We start from the raw sequence: 18,700 nt of genomic DNA, 5'->3' as shown, positions 1-18,700 counted from the left end.
AAATGAAATTATTCAAAGAATATGTCGTTACAACAAATGAGGAGATTTCTAATATGAAAAAAGATATGAACATTAAAGTGTTTCTCCGCTTACTCAGTCGTTCGCTTGGTATAATGCTCATCATCTATAGTTTGGGTTATATTTTCGGTGCATGGTTGGCAAGTGGAACTGTGAATCTGGATGGACTACAGGGTACTCTATCAGCTGCTGTGATGGGCATACTTCTCTCTTTTATAAAGATTGAAAAAGAAAATTAGTTAAAGGAGACAGAAAAATGAAAACAGTTCAATGGATGAAAAAATTTGTAGTTGGAGTAGCGTTTGGGATTATCTTATTCTCACTACTCAATAATTTATTAGGCTTAGCAGTATCAGCAGGAGTGCTTGCTTTGGTAACTTGGTACATGGTAATGAAAGAGGTATAAAAGATGAAACAATCAATCAAAGTAGAAACAGCCGCCATTATCGTTGCAGTGATGGCCAACATCAGTTTTTTGGTTGGTGTGGCGATTGGACTAGCGAGTTTGTAGGACAATACTAGGAGATATTGAATATGACGAAGAAATTGATACAAGAAAAAGGGATGTTGCTGCTGGTTTTTTTAGGATTTATGTTCCTATTTGGACTCCCTTATGCGACTACAAATGCACCCATCTCACTCATATTAGGAATTGTATCTATTGTACTTGCAGGTCTATATTCTTCTGAAAAAGGGCTGATTTCTTTAAAAGATATTCAGTTTGACTGGAAACGGATTGGCTGGATTATCTTCTCCTTTCTGCTCTTGTATGCGGTAGGCGAACTTGGACATATTGTCTTAGAATGGGAAGGAATTAAAGAAACGCAGAATCAATTGATTAACGATGAGGCAGCTACTCACATACCTGCTTATTTAGATAAATTTTTAACAATACTCGTAGCTCCCATTGTGGAAGAGTTGTTGTTTAGAGGAATGATTCCACAGTTGCTTTTCAAGAACCATCAGAAGGTTGGGTATCTAGTGGGAGCAGTCTTGTTTGGCTTGGTCCATGGGGTAACATCAGTCGGTGAGGCAATTATTTATATCGGTGGAGGCTTGGTGTTTGCTCTTGCTTGTTACCGCTATGGCAGAGTGTCAGATAGCATCATCGTTCACATGTTGTACAATGCCTTATAAAAACTGGAGTATGAAAAAGAGTAAAGGAAGAATAGTTATGAAATCAACAGAAAAACAACCTATTGTCATTACGGGAAGAAAGGTGGTCCGAGCAGTACAAGTGCTTGCTCTCATTGTACTAATTGGAAAACTTGTAGCTAGTGTACTAAAGAATCAACCTTTAGATATGCCGATTGTCGCTCTAATGATTTGTTCGCTTGGAGCGATGGAAGCAGGACTACAAGGACAGAAAAAGAAAAAATAGGAGAAACATCATGAAACTCATTCAAGAAATCAATATTTTAGAAAGTAAGAAATTAGCGATTGTGTTAAATCTTCTTGCGATTCCTTTGTGGATTATCTTTGGTTATGTCTTCTCTTGGGTAGTGGTCTTGTTGTCGCAGGTTGTGAATATCAAAGATAGCTATACTTTTTCAGGTTGGGATGGTCTATGGTTTTTCCTTGCATTTATGATTTTACTTGTTATTCACGAGTTGATCCATGGCATTTTCTTCAAGGTTTACAAGCCTGAAAATAAGGTTAAGTTTGGGATTAAGTTGAAACAGGGCATGGCGTATGCGACTAGCCCAGGTTCTCAGTACAATCGTGGTCAAATGTTGGTGATTAGTCTTGCTCCCTTTGTCTTGCTGAGCCTAGCTTTGACAATATTGTTAGCTTTAGGTGGGATAAATGTAGGAATGTATGTCGTTTTAGCCTCTGCCCATGCAGCAGGTTGTATCGGAGATTTCTACTATACCTATCTCCTAACTATCAAACACCGCAAGGAGAATATCTTGGTCGAAGATACAGAAACAGGCTTGCTCATTTACCAAGCATAGGAGGAAAATATGGAATATATTGGAGTATTTGCCTTAATGATTGCTATGATGAACATAGATGCAGGCAGTAAGATTAAAAAATTGGCGACACGCCTCAAAAAGTTAGAAAAAAATACGAAACCAAAAGGAGAAAATACGATGTCACGCTTAATTCAAAGTTTAATCAATGCAAAATGTACCGTCTTATTTGATGAAGAAATCCAGATGGGACCGTATGCCTATGACATCTTGGATGCGGATGAAGATTGGGTGAAAATCCGTCGTGAGGATAAGAAGGGTAATGAAGAAGTACGGATTGTCCGCATTGAGGATATCAAGGAATTAAAACCTGTTGAGTAGGAGGAAATTATGGATGTCATATTAAAAAATCGGCTCAAGGAATTGCGAGCCAGAGACGGGGTCAATCAGACGGAGATGGCAAAGTTAGCAGGAGTTTCCCGCCAGACCATTAGTCTGATTGAGCGCGGTGAATACACACCGTCAGTCATTATTGCCATGAAAATCGCACAAGTGTTTCATGAGCCACTGGAAAATGTATTTCGATTAGAGGAGATAGAAGAATGAAAGAAGTAAAGAAAAAGAAACAATTAACCGTTGCTCAGAGATGGTTATATTATGTAGTTGTGTGTTTTGGTGGGGGTCTAGCGCTGGGAGCAGTAGGAGCATTTCTTGCAGGATTCTTTTCCGTAAAAGAAATAGCTGCAATGGTTAATGTAGATAATATTCTTTGGGTGACACGGGCCTTCTTGGCTGTAACATTATTAGTTGGTCTTTGGTTTCTTGCAGAAGCGCGTGGTGGCTATAAGGCCTATGGATCGAGTGAAACAGAGGACGATGAAACGGTAGATAAACTGTATAGCAATATGTTTCGTTCGCTAGAGTATGTGACGATTGCATTTAATATCATGTCTAGTCTCACTCTATTAAATCTGATTCTCTCTTTCAATTTTATCATTGAGTCAGATGGAGCCAGTTTAACAACTTCCATGATTGATTTTGGTGCTTTTATTCTACTAGCTATTCTTCAAGTAGTCTTGATGAAGACAACACAAAAGATTCGCAATTACAATTTATCTGCGTTTCCAACGGTTCGTGAAATCAAAGATTATGTCAATTCTTACGATGAAGGAGAACGCCAAGCGAATTTTGAAAACAGCTTTGTGACAATGTTTAATCTGAATCAATATGTTCTACCAGCTCTTTATCTCTTGATCATGCTCGTTAGTATGGTTAGCCAAACCAAGCAAATCTTAGCACTTGTTATTGTGGCGGCAATCCATATCTATATCAACTTGACACAAATCAGAGTGGCTCGCCAATATTTTAAATAAAGGAGACAGTGATTTATGAAAAAGATTTTAAAAGGAGTAGCAATCTGGCTTTTGATGGCTTTAGCCTATATTATCACAAATGGTTCTATTACTGCCCTGCTAAGTGCTCACCTCTCACCTGAAGTTCCGATTCAGTTTTATTATGTGGTGACAGCGATAGGATTTGTTATGGCAGTTGGTCTATGGTTTCTCTACCGTCATTTGCTTAAAAAATTCTCATGGACTGTCATGGAATTTGATAAAAAGTGGTTATCGGTATTGGGGCCAATTGTCCTCTATGTGGCTTTGCTAATTTTCCAACAACTGCTTCCGAGTTCAGTTGAGAGTGACAATCAACAGCTAGTTGAGAAGTTTGTAATGGGCTATCCAGTCGTGGCATTCTTCCTTGTTGTGGTGACGGGGCCGATTTTAGAAGAGTATTTGTTCCGAGGATTGCTCGCACGCTACCTCTTCCCGCAACTGGATACGAAGTTCAAAGTGGGTCTCTATCTACTCCTATCTAGCACAATCTTCGCTTACTTCCATGGACCAACAGAATTTTTACAATTTATGGTTTATTTTATCATGGGAACTACTTTCGGTTGGCTCTATCTTTCGAAGAAGGATTTGCGCTATCCGATGGCTCTACATGTATTGAATAACGCTCTAGGATTTGCATTAATGTTATTGGTATAATGAAAACTCCGATTGTTGCAATCGGAGTTTAGGTTAAAGACAAACTATCCTTTTCAAATAAAGTCAGCTTGAAAAAATTGGCTGACTATTGAAAATTAGGGTTGTTGACAAAATATAATTCAGACTTTCCGCCGTGATAAAAGCGCCTGAAACATTCCAGTTTCAGGCACTCGGAATCTTTGAGATTAGGTATAGAATTTCAACGGAAGTCGCTACCGTCCGCTATCACTTAAGGAAAGTCTGAAAAAGACTTTATCTACAGTCTGAACTCTGATTGCATCCAATCGGAGTTCTTTTTATAAACCAAAATTGTAATCGTCATCCTGCATGGCTTCAACGGTTCCAAGTAAGTACCCATTTCCGACCTGACTGAAGAAGTCATGGTTGGAAGTCCCTGTTGAGATACCGTTCATGACGATGGGATTGACATCATCTGCTGAATCAGGGAAGAGGGGATCTTGTCCGAGATTCATCAGAGCCTTATTGGCATTGTAGCGGAGGAAAGTCATAACTTCCTCAGTCCATCCTACCGCATCGTAGAGGGTTTCAGTATATTTTTCCTCGTTTTCATAGAGTTGGTAGAGGAGGTCATACATCCAGTCGCGGAACTCGTTTTGTTCCTCTTCTGGTAATTCGTTAAAGCCGAGCTGGAACTTGTAGCCGATGTAGGTACCGTGAACCGATTCGTCACGGATAATCAATTTGATAATTTCAGCTACGTTAGCCAGTTTGTTATTGCCAAGATAGTAGAGAGGAGTGAAAAAACCTGAGTAGAAGAGGAAGGTTTCTAGGTAAGTAGAAGCCACTTTCTTTTGCAAAGGTGTTCCGTTTTCGTAAATATCATTGATGATTTTTGCCTTGGTTTGCAAGTATTCATTGCTGTTAGTCCACTCGAAAATCTCTTCAATCTCAGATTTTGTGTTGAGAGTTGAGAAGATAGAAGAGTAAGACTTGGCGTGGACTGATTCCATGAATTGAATGTTATTGAGGACCGCTTCCTCATGCGGCGTACGGACATCTGCACGAATGGCTTCAACACCAGATTCAGACTGCATGGTATCAAGCAGGGTCAATCCACCAAAGACTTTACCGACCAAATCTTTTTCAACGGCTGACAATTTCCGCCAGTCATCCAAGTCATTTGACAAAGGAATACGGGTATCGAGCCAGAATTGTTCGGTCAACTTTTCCCAAGTAGACTTGTCGATGACATCTTCTATTTCATTCCAGTTAATGGCTTTGTAATAAGTTTGCATAAGTTCTCCTAAATAGAGTAATCAATCTATTATAACATCAGTCAATAGCCCAAAGAGAATTGGGCTGTTGCTAGGATGGTAACTCGTTCGTAATCTTTTGCATGGTTACGACACGTAGTAAAAATTGTCGATGATACGATTTTTACGAAGTTAGTAAGTGGGTAGCTAGTTCGCAAATAGCGACTAGAGTAGCTTGACTAGGACTATCGTTCAGCCAAGCTTGCACCGTTAGATCACACAACTTTCACATTGGTTGGCACCGACTTCTTCGCCGTCGTCTGTAAAGGTACGTACGTAGTAAATGGATTTGATACCTTTGTTAAAGGCGTAGTTGCGAAGAATAGAGAGGTCACGAGTGGTTTGTTTGTTCTCTGTTTTCCATTCGTAGAGTTCAGCTGGTAATTCGCTACGTAGGAAGAGTGTGAGGGACAAGCCTTGGTCTACATGCTCTGTAGCAGCAGCATAGATGTCGATGACTTTACGCATATCCATGTCGTAAGCTGACTTATAAAATGGAATGGTTTCTGTTGATAGACCAGAAGCTGGATAATAGATTTTACCAATTTTCTTCTCTTGACGTTCTTCAATCCGTTGGGTAATTGGGTGGATAGAAGCAGATACATCATTGATATAGGAAATTGACCCGTTTGGTGCAACAGCCAGGCGGTTTTGGTGGTAAAGACCATCCGCTTGTACCTTGTCACGCAAGTCTGCCCAATCTTGTCCATTTGGAATGAAGATGCCTTCAAAGAGGGCTTTTACCTTATCTGACGTTGGTTGGTAGTCACCTGTCACATATTTTGCGAAGTAAGTACCATTTGCGTAGTCAGATTTTTCAAAATTCGTAAAGGTTTGTTTGCGTTCACGGGCAATGTTGTTTGATTCAACCAAAGTCCAGTAGTTAAGCAACATGAAGTAGATATTAGTAAATTCAATAGTTTCTGCTGAACCGTAATCCATCAAGTTTTGCGCCAGATAAGAGTGTAAGCCCATCGCTCCTAAACCAATAGAATGCGCTTGGCTATTTCCGTTTTCGATAGAAGGAACAGCAGAGATATGTGAATGGTCAGTGACATAGGTCAAAGCGCGTGTCATTGTACGCACGGAGCGTCCGAAATCAGGAGATTTCATCAGGTTGACAATGTTCGTAGAACCCAAGTTACAAGAAACATCTGTTCCCATTTGCAGGTATTCTTGTGCATCATTTAAGAGGCTAGGTTCTTGAACCTGTAAAATTTCTGAGCAGAGGTTGCTCATGATGATTTTGCCATCAACTGGATTGGCGCGATTTGCGGTATCAATATTGATGATGTATGGGTAGCCAGATTCTTGTTGTAATTTAGAGATCTCGGTTTCCAAGTCTCGAGCTTTGATCTTCGTTTTACGGATATTTGGATTAGCTACAAGTTCATCATATTTTTCAGTGATGTCAAGATAGCTATAGGGCACACCGTATTCCCGTTCAACAGAGTATGGGCTGAAGAGGTACATATCTTCATTTTTACGAGCCAATTCGTAGAATTTATCTGGAACCGTGATACCGAGGGAGAGAGTTTTCACCCGCACTTTTTCATCGGCATTTTCTTTTTTAGTAGAAAGAAAAGCGATGATATCTGGATGAAAGACATCCAGGTAGACAACTCCAGCCCCTTGGCGTTGACCAAGTTGATTGGAGTAGGAGAAGCTATCTTCAAAGAGTTTCATGACTGGTACAACACCAGATGCTGCACCTTCGTATCCCTTGATTGGAGCGCCAGCTTCACGCAGATTGCTGAGGGAAATTCCAACCCCCCCACCGATACGTGACAATTGCAATGCTGAGTTGATGGAACGACCAATAGAGTTCATATCATCTGTCACTTGAAGCAAGAAACAAGATACCAATTCACCACGGCGTGCACGTCCTGCGTTTAAGAAAGAAGGAGTAGCTGGCTGGTAGCGAAGGTGGATCATCTCATTTGCCAAATCAAGAGCTAATTCTTCATTTCCTTCTGCAAAATAAAGGGCATTGAAAAATACGCGATCTTCCATGCTTTCAAGGTAGTAAGCACCGTCATTTGTTTTCAAGGCGTATTGCTGATGAAACTTGTAGGCAGCCATGAAAGACTTAAATTGGAAGTTTTGGTCTTTGAGAAACTGTGCTAGTTTTTCAATAAATTCTGGTGAGTATTGTTCTAAAAATTCTTTTTCAATGTAATTTTCTTTCAGTAGATACTCGATTTTTTCATTCATGCTGTTAAATTGCATGGTGTTGGGTTCCACATTTTCTTTAAAGAAGGCTTGGAGTGCCTCCTTGTCTTTGTGGAGCGGAATTTGTCCATTGACAGGACGGTTGATTTCATTGTTGAGGCGGAAGTAGGATACATCGCCTAATTCTTTCAAACTCATATGAATCGCTTGCAAGGGTCAACTGAATGACTTTTTACTTGCTTCCTTTCTATAAATAGTTCATGTTTATAGGTAAGCTCATCTAAACTTAGACGAGAGCTTTCAACTTACTTGGTTGGAAACCAGAAAAACTTTCTGTCTCTGTTTCGATGACTGGAGCAGCAGCAAAACCAAGCTCTTTTACATGATCGATAAATTCAGGTTGTTCATCTAGATTAATTTCTGTATATGCAACATGATGTTGATCTAAAAAACGTTTTGTCATTTTGCACTGTACACAGTTGTGTTTTGAATAAACAGTTACCATTGTATTCTCCTTCAAAATTCATTACCAATCTAGTCTACACTGAAATAGGCGAATTGTCAATTTAGAAATACTATATTTAGTGCTTTGTTCGTCATTGGATACCATATATAGTACAAACCTTGATTTCATGGGATTTCCAGGAACTCATAAAACGATGAAAAATTTCATATCAACAGATACTCTAGATATCTATGTTAGAAAATATGACATTTGATTTGATTTTCTCTTGATTTGTCAGAAAAATTAATGTATAATCATTCACAAAGAAAGGCAGGGGATTTGTATGAAAGAACAATACAAGAAATCAATTAATTATGATAATCATCGCTATTTTTACTTTGATGTTGCACAAGTTTGCCAAGATGAAAATGTTGCTATTCATACATTACCATATACAATTCGTATTCTTCTTGAAAGCTTGTTACGAAAATTTGATGGCATAGATGTTAAAAAATCTAACGTTCTTGATTTGGTTCATTATCAAGCAAAAGAACCAAAGGGAGAAGTGCCTTTTAAACCAAGCCGAGTTATCTTACAGGATTTTACCGGAGTACCTGTCGTCGTTGATTTGGCGTCTATGCGAGATGCTATCATAAAAAATGGTGGAAATCCTGAACTCATTAACCCTGAAATTCCAGTAGATTTGGTTATTGATCACTCTGTACAAGTTGATGTATATGGAGGTGACACTGCTTTAGAAGAAAATGTAAATCTCGAATTTAAAAGGAATAATGAACGATATGAATTTTTGAAATGGGCAGAAAAGTCCTTTGAAAATTATAGAGCGGTACCACCAGCAACAGGGATTATCCATCAAGTTAATATCGAATTTTTAAGCGATGTTATCATAGAGGAAAATGGTTTATTATATCCAGATTCTATGTTTGGAACAGACAGTCATACAACCATGATCAATGGACTTGGTGTCCTTGGTTGGGGAGTTGGAGGAATTGAAGCAGAAGCTGCTATGTTGGGTGAGGCGTCTTATTTTCCAATACCTGAAGTCATAGGAGTTCGACTGAAAGGCAGTCTTCCTAAAATTGCGACTGCGACAGATTTAGCCCTGAAGGTAACGCAGTTACTACGTCAGGAGAATGTAGTGGGCAAATTTGTCGAATTCTTTGGTGAGGGATTGGGGCATTTAAGTTTAGCAGATCGGGCAACAGTTGCGAATATGGCACCTGAATACGGGGCAACCTGTGGTTATTTTCCTATTGATGAGGAGACGCTTCGCTATATGCGTTTGACCAATCGACAAGAAAGCCATATCGATCTGACCAAAGCATATGCCCAAGCTAACCATCTTTTCTATGATGCTACTAAGGAGCCCCGCTACACCAAGGTAGTCGACTTAGATTTATCTACTATTTTACCGAGTATTTCAGGACCAAAACGTCCTCAAGATTTGATAGAACTAAGTCAAGCCAAACGTGTTTTTCAAGAGTCCATCACACGGGAAGCAGGTGTGCAAGGTTTCGGTTTGACAAAAGACGAACTGAAAAAAACAGCCACTGTTCATTTTGACGACCATGATGAGTTGATTTCTACGGGTCATGTAGCCATTGCAGCCATTGCCTCTTGCACCAACACTTCTAATCCCTATGTATTGATGTCAGCTGGACTTTTGGCACGTAATGCAGTGGAAAAAGGATTGAAGGTCTCTCCGACTGTGAAAACGTCCTTAGCTCCAGGTTCTAAGGTTGTAACAGGTTATCTGAACAATTCTGGACTTCAATCTTACTTAAATCAACTTGGTTTCCAAGTCGTTGGTTACGGTTGTACGACCTGTATTGGTAATTCTGGCAATCTTCGCCCAGAAGTTGCCGAAGCGGTTACGGACAATGATTTACTGGTGTCTGCTGTCTTGTCTGGGAATCGTAACTTTGAAGGACGTGTCAATCCACTTGTTAAAGCGAACTTTTTGGCTAGTCCACCATTGGTAGTGGCTTATGCCCTTGCAGGAACAACCAATATTGATTTGAGTTCTGAGCCTCTCGGAGTAGACACGGAAGGTCAACCAGTTTACCTTGACGACATCATGCCGACCAGCGAAGAAGTAGCTACCTATGTCAATCAATATGTAACCCGTGAATTGTTTGAGAAAGAATATGAACACGTCTTTTCAGATAGTGAGAAATGGAATCAAATTCCAACAGAAGAAAGTCAGAATTATCACTGGAATGAAGATTCAACCTATATCCAAAATCCACCTTATTTTGAAAATTTAGGTGAGGAAGGGACATTCAAACCATTGACAGGATTATCTGTCCTGGCAAAATTTGGGGATACGGTAACGACAGACCACATCTCGCCAGCAGGCAATATTGCCCGTAATAGTCCAGCTGCAGCCTATTTGAAGGAACATGGTGTGGATTATATCGATTTTAACTCCTACGGTAGTCGTCGTGGAAATCATGAGGTGATGATGCGAGGAACCTTTGCCAATATTCGTATTCGGAATCAATTGGCAGGAGATACAGTCGGTGGTTACACGCAGTATGAAGGAGAGATTCTTCCCATCTATGATGCTGCTATGAAGTACAAAGAACAAGCGGTTGACACCCTGGTCATTGCTGGCAAGGATTATGGGATGGGATCTAGTCGTGACTGGGCAGCTAAGGGAACACAACTCTTGGGAGTGAAGGCAGTCTTAGCTGAAAGTTTTGAGCGAATTCACCGTTCTAATCTCGTCATGATGGGGGTCCTTCCGTTACAATTCTTAGAAGGTGAGACAGCAGATAGTTTAGGACTGACAGGCTTTGAAAGTTATGATATCCACTTGTCAGAGTGTCCGACGATTCACGAAATTGTAGATGTAGTAGCTCACGGTGAAAATGGCGATATAACTTTTCAAGCTTTAGTGCGCTTTGATGCTGAAGCGGATATTCGTTATTATAAAAATGGTGGTATTCTACCTATGGTCGTTCGTAAAAAATTACAAGAACAATAATAGAAAGGATGGGAACGTGAAAACTGATGGGACAGTTGGTTCATCAGCCATGTTCAAAAGGAGGCTTGTATGGCAGAAGAAAATGGATTAAAGGATTTAATCGCCTGCACAACACGCATTAGTTCCATTGTTGATGATGACTTGTCCTACGCAGGTTATAACATTTCAGAATTGATGGAGCATGATGTTCGTTTTGAAGAGGTGATCTACCTACTTTGGAATTTACATCTTCCTACACAAATGGAATACCGTCATTTTGAAAAAGAGTTACGGGATAATTACGCTATCAGTGATGCAGTGGAACAATGTATTCTGATTCAGTCTAGACAGCATTTGCATCCGATGAGTGTGCTTCGTTCAACTGTCAGTCTGCTGGGAGTGTATAATGTCCATGCGGAAGATACATCAGCAGAAGCAACATATGAACAATCCATTCAGCTGATGGCAAAAATGCCGACCATTATTGCGACCTTTGCACGTTTGCGTAAGGGCCAAACGCCGATTGAGCCACGCAAAGATTTAGGATTTGCGGCGAATTTTCTATATATGCTAAGCGGAGAAGAACCAGACGCTCTTCAGGAAAAAGCCTTCAATCGAGCCCTTGTTCTTCATGCAGACCATGAATTGAATGCCTCTACCTTTGCGGCGCGGGTTTGTGCATCAACACTCTCAGATATTTATTCCTGTGTGACAGCCGCTATTGGAACTTTAAAGGGGCCCTTGCATGGTGGTGCTAACGAGCGTGTCTTTGATATGTTAAAGGAGATTCGAGAACAAGGGAATACGCAAGTTTATCTCCAAGAAAAGTTGGATTCTCAGGAGAAAATTATGGGTTTTGGACATAGAGTTTATAAGCATCAGGATCCGCGTGAAAAATATTTGCGTGAAATGGCTAAAGAATTGACCCTAGGAACCGAAAATGAAATTTGGTATACCTTGTCCTGTGAGATAGAAGCTTATATGAAGAATACAAAAGGATTGATTCCTAATGTTGACTTTTATTCTGCGACGGTCTACCATGTTTTGGGAATTGACAGTTCTATTTTTACATTGCTGTTTGCCATGAGTCGGGTAGCTGGCTGGATTGCCCATATTCAAGAACAACAAAAAAATAATAAATTGATTCGACCACGTTCCAATTATGTTGGCGCTAGCGGTTTAGAGTACCTCCCTATTAACAAACGATAAGAGAAGGAGAGAATGATGGCTGAAAAAATTCGATTCGAAAATGGACATTTACAAGTTTCTGATAATCCGACTATTGCATATATCGAAGGTGACGGAGTAGGGCAAGACATCTGGAAAAACGCCCGCTTGGTATTTGATACAGCGGTGGAAAAGGCTTATGATGGAGAAAAACGAGTTGAGTGGACAGAACTATTAGCGGGCAAAAAAGCCTTTGAGAAGACAGGAACATGGTTGCCAGATGAAACCTTGACAACTATTAAAGAGAACTTGGTAGCTATTAAGGGACCTTTAGAAACGCCTGTTGGCGGTGGAATCCGCTCTCTTAATGTGGCTCTGCGTCAAGAATTAGATCTGTACGCCTGCGTACGGCCTGTCCGCTATTTTCAAGGAATTGATAGTCCGTTGAAACACCCTGAAAAGACCAATATCACTATTTTTCGTGAAAATACAGAAGATATCTATGCTGGTATCGAATGGGAAGCTGATAGCAATGAGGTTCAAAAGGTCATTCAATTTCTACAAAATGACATGGGCGTAGATAAAATTCGTTTCCCAGAAAGTAGCAGTATCGGAATTAAGCCGATTTCCGTAGAAGGGAGCGAACGTTTGATTCGCTCAGCTATTGAGTATGCCTTGGCTAACAATCTGACGACAGTCACATTGGTGCATAAGGGAAATATTCAAAAGTTCACAGAAGGAGGTTTCCGAAAATGGGGCTATGAGTTAGCAAACAAAGAATATAGTGAACAACTAGCGGATGGCCGCCTGATCATCAATGATATAATCGCAGATAATTTTTTGCAACAAATTCTCTTAAAACCCGAAACCTTTGAAGTGGTGGCTCTTACTAATTTAAATGGAGATTACGCTAGCGATGCATTGGCGGCCCAAGTTGGAGGAATCGGGATTTCACCGGGTGCAAATATTAACTACCAGACAGGTCATGCTATTTTTGAAGCAACTCATGGAACAGCTCCGGATATTGCAGGAAAAGATTTAGCCAATCCTTGTTCTTTCCTATTGTCGGGTTGTATGCTGTTTCGCTATATTGGCTGGACGGAGGTAGCAGATTTGATAACATATGCGATTGAACAGGCTTTGATTGCTGGAAATATCACAAAAGATTTAGCACAGGAAGGGCAACAGAATTACCTCACAACCAGTGAATTTGTCCAAATTTTGAGAGTGAATATGTGATGAACCAACTAGATTTAGTTGGTTTTTTATCGGGAAGACGAGATGGAAGGGGTATAGTTTTTGAAAGTATAGCAAAAAATTCTTGAAAATGATTTCAAGAAATGGTATAATAGCGTTTGTAAGGGTTATCAGCTAACCTACAATTTTTGAAAAAACAAAGGAGAATCCAACTATGGCTTCAAAAGATTTCCACATTGTGGCAGAAACAGGTATCCACGCACGTCCAGCTACTTTGCTTGTTCAAACAGCTAGCAAATTTGCTTCAGACATCACATTGAACTACAAAGACAAATCAGTGAACTTGAAATCTATCATGGGCGTTATGAGCCTTGGTGTTGGTCAAGGTGCTGATGTAACTATCACAGCTGAAGGTGCAGATGCTGACGATGCTATCGCAGCTATCACTGAAACAATGGACAAAGAAGGATTGGCATAAAATTATGACAGATATGCTTAAAGGAATTGCAGCATCAGACGGTGTTGCGGTTGCAAAGGCATACCTACTTGTTCAACCGGATTTGTCATTTGAAACTATCACAGTTGAAGATACAAATGCAGAAGAAGCTCGCCTTGATGTCGCACTACAAGCATCACAAGACGAGCTTTCTGTTATCCGCGAGAATGCAGTAGCTAGCCTTGGTGAAGAAGCCGCAGCTGTATTTGATGCACACTTGATGGTTCTTGCTGACCCAGAAATGATTGGTCAGATTAAAGAAACAATCCGTGCGAAGAAAACAAATGCTGAAACTGGATTGAAAGAAGTTACAGATATGTTTGTAGCCATCTTTGAAGGTATGGAAGACAATCCATACATGCAAGAGCGTGCTGCGGATATCCGTGACGTTGCAAAACGTGTCTTGGCTCACCTGCTTGGTGCAAAATTGCCAAACCCAGCAACTATTGATGAAGAATCAATCGTGATTGCACACGACTTGACGCCTTCTGATACAGCTCAGTTGAACAAACAGTTTGTTAAAGCCTTCGTTACAAATATCGGTGGACGTACAAGTCACTCTGCGATTATGGCACGTACGCTTGAAATCGCAGCGGTTCTTGGTACCAACAACATTACTGAACTTGTAAAAGATGGTGATCTTCTTGCGGTTAATGGTATCACTGGTGAAGTGATTATCAATCCAACCGACGAACAAGTAGCAGAATTCAAAGCCGCTGGTGAAGCTTATGCAAAACAAAAAGCTGAATGGGCTCTCTTGAAAGATGCGAAGACAGTTACTGCTGATGGTAAACACTTTGAATTGGCAGCGAACATCGGTACACCAAAAGACGTTGAAGGTGTCAATGATAACGGTGCTGAAGCTGTTGGTCTCTACCGTACTGAGTTCCTTTACATGGATTCACAAGACTTCCCAACAGAAGATGAGCAATATGAAGCATACAAGGCTGTTCTTGAAGGTATGAATGGTAAGCCAGTTGTGGTTCGTACAATGGATATCGGTGGAGATAAGGAGCTTCCTTACTTTGACCTTCCACACGAAATGAACCCATTCCTTGGTTTCCGTGCCCTTCGTATCTCAATCTCTGAGACGGGGGATGCTATGTTCCGTACACAAATTCGTGCGCTTCTCCGTGCATCGGTACATGGTCAATTACGCATCATGTTCCCAATGGTTGCTTTGTTGAAAGAATTCCGTGCAGCGAAGAAAGTTTTCGATGAAGAAAAGGCAAACTTATTGGCAGAAGGTGTAGCTGTTTCAGATGATATCCAAGTAGGTATCATGATTGAAATCCCTGCTGCAGCAATGTTAGCTGACCAATTTGCGAAAGAAGTTGACTTCTTCTCAATCGGTACCAACGATCTTATCCAATACACCATGGCTGCAGACCGTATGAACGAGCAAGTTTCTTATCTCTACCAACCATATAACCCATCTATTCTGCGCTTGATTAACAATGTTATCAAGGCGGCACACGCTGAAGGCAAGTGGGCTGGTATGTGTGGTGAGATGGCTGGTGACCAGCAAGCTGTTCCACTTCTTGTCGGAATGGGCTTGGATGAGTTCTCAATGTCAGCAACATCAGTTCTTCGTACTCGTAGTCTGATGAAGACACTTGATACTGCGAAGATGCAAGAGTACGCAAACCGTGCCCTTACAGAATGCTCAACTGCAGAAGAAGTTCTTGAATTGGCAAAAGAGTATGTCAATTTTGATTAATATTGGTTAATTTACGTATTTAAACACGACTTCGGTCGTGTTTTTTAACTCTTTGTGAATTGAAGTGTTTGTACAATAAAAAATCAATCATTTTTCTAATTTCTGCTATAATAAAAGTAGAACATAACGACTAACAGGAGGCCATGTCATGAAAGAATTTGAAGCATTCAAAAAAACTCTGAGTCCGCAGAGTTTAAAAGCAATTTACGATGAAACGAAGATTGAAATTGCTGACGACCATGCAGAAGGAACAGAAGCATTTTCCGTTGCAATGGCAAGTCAAATGGCCATCAACTTACTTGAAAGCTACCAGCGTTGGTTGGCACAAAAAGACGAAGAAAAGGACTGATAAATCAGTCCTTTTCGATTGTACGAAGATCGGCTAGCGTATCAATAATAAAAGTCGCTCCAGCCTGAAACAACTCTTCTCGTGAACCAAAGCCGTAAAGAACTCCAGCACTGGCCATTTGATTCTCCTTAGCACCTAGTATATCGTGTTTGCGGTCTCCAACCATTAGGCAGCTCGAAGTGTCTGTAATACCAATTCTTTGCAGAGCTAGAGCGATGACATCTCCTTTTGCGCTTAATTTTCCATCTAAACTGGCACCAGCGATTTCAGTGAAATAATCAGTCAGTTGAAAATGGTTTAAGATGATGCGTGCAAAGTGCTCTGGTTTTGAAGTGGCAAGTAGGAGCTGTTTTCCACTTTGTTTTAGATATTTGAGTGTGTCGCATACCTCGGGATACAAAGTATTTTCAATGATTCCTTTTTCAGCAAAATATTCCCGATAAAAAGTAACAGCCTGTTGAGACTGTTCCTCGGATAAGTGGAAATAACGTTGAAATGATTCCTGTAGTGGTGGACCAATAAATGGCAAGAGCTCTTCTCTTTCAGGCACAGGCAGTCCCATTTTTTCTAGGGCCTAAGCTACTGAATTGGTAATACCCAGACTAGAGTCAATCAGCGTCCCGTCAAGGTCGAATAAAATTGTTTGGTACATTTTCTTACTTTCTAGAGTAGAAATTCGAATTCTTTCACAATCAGACCATCTTTGAACTCAAAAATATCACAGGAGACTTGGCCGTAGTCATTGACCAGATAGGTTAAAATACGACTCTGTTCTGCATTGTATTCATACTGTTTACAAGTAAATTGAACACTTGTATTGTGGTAGGCCTCTTGAATACGTGTCAGGTAGGCAGTCTTTCCTCTGATGATTTCAGTTATATGGCCATGCAGTTCCCAGACGACATCAGGAGATAAAAATTTAGCGTATGTCTCCCAATTGCGTTGATTCTCTGCTTCAAAAAAATCCTGTAAAGTCGTTAGATTTTGCATCTTATCCTCCAAAAAGTTTTTGCCAGAAGCCTTTCTTTTTATTTGGTTGAGATTTGGGTATTTCTAAGAGTTCTGGAAATTTTTCAGCCAGTCCAATCTGTTCTTGATTGACTGCATGGTCTGTATGGAAAAGCAGGGCATAGGGAGATATAGCGCTCTTTTCATCAATAATACTGACTGTTAGCTGTTTTTCTTGCGCCTCTTTCATGTACGATATTTGCAAGGCGTCAGACAACTTAGGAGAGATTTTTAATGAGAGAAGAGCCTGTTCATTTTTCAGAGTCTGACAAATGCTTGAAAATTGTTGTTGAAATGAAGGGCGGACTGCTTCGTCAAAGGACGCGACAAGCAAGACTCGCTCGCGAAAGGTTCCCATGTACAATCGCTGTTCATCTGGATTGAATCGGTTTTCACCACTGGCTTTTTGTAAAATTGTTTGGTTTAAATCAGTCATGTTAAGATTTTATCACAAAAAGAGAGTTTTTGAAAGGCAAACGGTTACATCTAAAAAAAGAGTGAATTTAAGGAAAAAAGCTGATTTTTCCTTGAAAAAAAGCCATATTTACAGTATGATAGTAGTGTAACTAATTTAAACTCAAAGGAGAGTAATAGAATGTCAATTATTACTGATGTTTACGCTCGCGAAGTCCTTGACTCACGCGGTAACCCAACACTTGAAGTAGAAGTTTATACTGAATCAGGTGCATTCGGACGCGGTATGGTTCCTTCAGGTGCCTCTACTGGTGAACACGAAGCAGTTGAACTTCGTGATGGTGACAAATCTCGTTATCTTGGTCTTGGTACTCAAAAAGCTGTTGACAATGTAAACAACATCATCGCTGAAGCAATCATCGGCTATGACGTTACTCAACAACAAGCTATCGATAAAGCTATGATCGAACTTGATGGTACTCCAAACAAAGGTAAATTGGGTGCAAACGCTATTCTTGGTGTGTCTATCGCTGTTGCTCGTGCAGCTGCTGATTTCCTTGAAGTGCCACTTTACACTTACCTTGGTGGATTTAATACTAAAGTTCTTCCAACTCCAATGATGAATATCATCAACGGTGGTTCTCACTCAGACGCGCCTATCGCTTTCCAAGAATTCATGATTGTACCTGTTGGTGCACCATCATTCAAAGAAGGTCTTCGTTGGGGTGCTGAAGTATTCCACGCTTTGAAGAAAATTCTTAAATCACGTGGTTTAGTAACAGCTGTTGGTGACGAAGGTGGTTTCGCTCCTAAGTTTGAAGGAACTGAAGATGGCGTTGAAACAATCATCGCTGCGATTGAAGCTGCTGGTTATGAAGCTGGTGAAAATGGTATCATGATTGGATTTGACTGTGCTTCTTCTGAGTTCTACGATAAAGAACGTGGCGTATATGACTATACTAAATTCGAAGGTGAAGGCGCAGCTGTTCGCACTTCTGCTGAACAAATCGACTACCTTGAAGAATTGGTAAACAAATACCCAATCATCACTATCGAAGATGGTATGGATGAAAATGACTGGGATGGCTGGAAAGCTTTGACAGCTCGTCTTGGTGGACGTGTTCAATTGGTTGGTGACGACTTCTTCGTTACAAATACTGAATACCTTGCTCGTGGTATCAAAGAAAATGCTGCTAACTCAATCCTTATCAAAGTAAACCAAATCGGTACATTGACTGAAACATTCGACGCTATCGAAATGGCGAAAGAAGCTGGTTACACTGCAGTTGTATCACACCGTTCAGGTGAAACAGAAGATTCAACAATCGCTGACATCGCAGTTGCAACGAACGCTGGTCAAATCAAGACAGGTTCATTGTCACGTACTGACCGTATTGCGAAATACAACCAATTGCTTCGCATCGAAGACCAACTTGGTGAAGTTGCAGAATACAAAGGTTTGAAATCTTTCTACAACTTGAAAAAATAAT

At 40.4% G+C, this 18,700-nt stretch carries 21 protein-coding genes and 1 pseudogene; 16 read left to right on the top strand and 6 right to left on the bottom strand.

Annotation, left to right across the window (positions count from 1 at the left end; translation table 11 throughout):
- Positions 1-2 precede the first annotated feature (2 nt).
- The 9 genes from A3I9_RS0106955 to A3I9_RS0106910 all read left to right on the top strand — a co-directional run bounded on the left by A3I9_RS0106955 (position 3) and on the right by A3I9_RS0106910 (position 3,979).
- Positions 3-257: a hypothetical protein gene (locus tag A3I9_RS0106955; protein WP_018378312.1), complete on the top strand. Its 255-nt coding sequence runs from the start codon at positions 3-5 to the stop codon at positions 255-257.
- 17 nt (positions 258-274) lie between these two features.
- On the top strand, positions 275-424 hold the full coding sequence (locus tag A3I9_RS13410) for a hypothetical protein (protein WP_018378311.1): 150 nt from the start codon (positions 275-277) through the stop codon (positions 422-424).
- Positions 425-552: 128 nt separating this feature from the next.
- A complete protein-coding gene (locus A3I9_RS13000; RefSeq protein WP_018378309.1) occupies positions 553-1,155 on the top strand; it encodes a CPBP family intramembrane glutamic endopeptidase in 603 nt (200 codons plus the stop codon).
- 37 nt (positions 1,156-1,192) lie between these two features.
- A complete protein-coding gene (locus A3I9_RS0106935; RefSeq protein WP_018378308.1) occupies positions 1,193-1,399 on the top strand; it encodes a hypothetical protein in 207 nt (68 codons plus the stop codon).
- A gap of 10 nt (positions 1,400-1,409) precedes the next feature.
- On the top strand, positions 1,410-1,973 hold the full coding sequence (locus A3I9_RS0106930; RefSeq protein WP_018378307.1) for a DUF3267 domain-containing protein: 564 nt from the start codon (positions 1,410-1,412) through the stop codon (positions 1,971-1,973).
- A gap of 9 nt (positions 1,974-1,982) precedes the next feature.
- Positions 1,983-2,312, top strand: a complete 330-nt coding sequence (locus A3I9_RS0106925) for a hypothetical protein (RefSeq protein ID WP_018378306.1) — start codon at positions 1,983-1,985, stop codon at positions 2,310-2,312.
- Positions 2,313-2,321: 9 nt separating this feature from the next.
- A complete protein-coding gene (locus tag A3I9_RS0106920) occupies positions 2,322-2,537 on the top strand; it encodes a helix-turn-helix transcriptional regulator (RefSeq protein WP_018378305.1) in 216 nt (71 codons plus the stop codon).
- On the top strand, positions 2,534-3,304 hold the full coding sequence (locus A3I9_RS0106915) for a DUF3169 family protein (protein ID WP_018378304.1): 771 nt from the start codon (positions 2,534-2,536) through the stop codon (positions 3,302-3,304). Before A3I9_RS0106920 ends, A3I9_RS0106915 begins: the two co-directional genes overlap by 4 nt.
- A gap of 15 nt (positions 3,305-3,319) precedes the next feature.
- Positions 3,320-3,979, top strand: a complete 660-nt coding sequence (locus A3I9_RS0106910) for a CPBP family intramembrane glutamic endopeptidase (protein WP_018378303.1) — start codon at positions 3,320-3,322, stop codon at positions 3,977-3,979.
- Between the two features lie 296 nt (positions 3,980-4,275).
- Here the strand turns inward: A3I9_RS0106910 and nrdF are convergent, their stop codons facing one another.
- From nrdF to nrdH, 3 genes are all read right to left on the bottom strand, one after another.
- A complete protein-coding gene (gene nrdF / locus A3I9_RS0106905) occupies positions 4,276-5,235 on the bottom strand; it encodes a class 1b ribonucleoside-diphosphate reductase subunit beta (protein ID WP_018378302.1) in 960 nt (319 codons plus the stop codon).
- Positions 5,236-5,463: 228 nt separating this feature from the next.
- Positions 5,464-7,623 carry a class 1b ribonucleoside-diphosphate reductase subunit alpha gene (nrdE, locus tag A3I9_RS12590; RefSeq protein WP_042361639.1) on the bottom strand — a complete coding sequence of 720 codons (2,160 nt, stop codon included), beginning with the start codon at positions 7,621-7,623 and terminating at the stop codon, positions 5,464-5,466.
- Positions 7,624-7,711: 88 nt separating this feature from the next.
- Positions 7,712-7,930: a glutaredoxin-like protein NrdH gene (gene nrdH, locus A3I9_RS0106890; RefSeq protein WP_018378300.1), complete on the bottom strand. Its 219-nt coding sequence runs from the start codon at positions 7,928-7,930 to the stop codon at positions 7,712-7,714.
- Positions 7,931-8,213: 283 nt separating this feature from the next.
- Here nrdH and acnA point away from each other — a divergent pair, with 283 nt between their 5' ends.
- The 6 genes from acnA to A3I9_RS0106860 all read left to right on the top strand — a co-directional run bounded on the left by acnA (position 8,214) and on the right by A3I9_RS0106860 (position 15,788).
- Positions 8,214-10,880, top strand: a complete 2,667-nt coding sequence (acnA, locus tag A3I9_RS0106885) for an aconitate hydratase AcnA (protein WP_018378299.1) — start codon at positions 8,214-8,216, stop codon at positions 10,878-10,880.
- A gap of 69 nt (positions 10,881-10,949) precedes the next feature.
- Positions 10,950-12,068 carry a citrate synthase gene (locus A3I9_RS0106880; protein ID WP_018378298.1) on the top strand — a complete coding sequence of 373 codons (1,119 nt, stop codon included), beginning with the start codon at positions 10,950-10,952 and terminating at the stop codon, positions 12,066-12,068.
- Positions 12,069-12,083: 15 nt separating this feature from the next.
- On the top strand, positions 12,084-13,265 hold the full coding sequence (gene icd, locus A3I9_RS0106875) for an NADP-dependent isocitrate dehydrogenase (protein WP_018378297.1): 1,182 nt from the start codon (positions 12,084-12,086) through the stop codon (positions 13,263-13,265).
- A gap of 172 nt (positions 13,266-13,437) precedes the next feature.
- Complete coding sequence (locus A3I9_RS0106870; protein WP_018378296.1) at positions 13,438-13,701, top strand: phosphocarrier protein HPr; 264 nt, start codon at positions 13,438-13,440, stop codon at positions 13,699-13,701.
- A gap of 4 nt (positions 13,702-13,705) precedes the next feature.
- Positions 13,706-15,439 carry a phosphoenolpyruvate--protein phosphotransferase gene (gene ptsP, locus A3I9_RS0106865; RefSeq protein ID WP_018378295.1) on the top strand — a complete coding sequence of 578 codons (1,734 nt, stop codon included), beginning with the start codon at positions 13,706-13,708 and terminating at the stop codon, positions 15,437-15,439.
- A gap of 148 nt (positions 15,440-15,587) precedes the next feature.
- Positions 15,588-15,788, top strand: coding sequence for a hypothetical protein (locus tag A3I9_RS0106860; protein WP_018378294.1), 201 nt, complete (start codon positions 15,588-15,590; stop codon positions 15,786-15,788).
- 4 nt (positions 15,789-15,792) lie between these two features.
- Here the strand turns inward: A3I9_RS0106860 and A3I9_RS12585 are convergent.
- The 3 genes and pseudogenes from A3I9_RS12585 to A3I9_RS0106845 all read right to left on the bottom strand — a co-directional run bounded on the left by A3I9_RS12585 (position 15,793) and on the right by A3I9_RS0106845 (position 17,232).
- Positions 15,793-16,440 (bottom strand): annotated as a pseudogene (locus A3I9_RS12585) (HAD family hydrolase).
- 11 nt (positions 16,441-16,451) lie between these two features.
- Positions 16,452-16,778 (bottom strand): nuclear transport factor 2 family protein, encoded by a 327-nt coding sequence (locus tag A3I9_RS0106850; protein WP_018378292.1) that lies wholly within the window; start codon positions 16,776-16,778, stop codon positions 16,452-16,454.
- A gap of 1 nt (position 16,779) precedes the next feature.
- Positions 16,780-17,232 (bottom strand): DUF1694 domain-containing protein, encoded by a 453-nt coding sequence (locus A3I9_RS0106845; protein ID WP_018378291.1) that lies wholly within the window; start codon positions 17,230-17,232, stop codon positions 16,780-16,782.
- 159 nt (positions 17,233-17,391) lie between these two features.
- Here A3I9_RS0106845 and eno point away from each other — a divergent pair, with 159 nt between their 5' ends.
- Positions 17,392-18,699: a surface-displayed alpha-enolase gene (gene eno / locus A3I9_RS0106840; protein ID WP_018378290.1), complete on the top strand. Its 1,308-nt coding sequence runs from the start codon at positions 17,392-17,394 to the stop codon at positions 18,697-18,699.
- Position 18,700: the final 1 nt, after the last annotated feature.

Source organism: Streptococcus ovis DSM 16829, assembly GCF_000380125.1.
GTDB classification, from domain to species: domain Bacteria; phylum Bacillota; class Bacilli; order Lactobacillales; family Streptococcaceae; genus Streptococcus; species Streptococcus ovis.
This window is presented reverse-complemented; position numbering and strand designations above follow the sequence as displayed.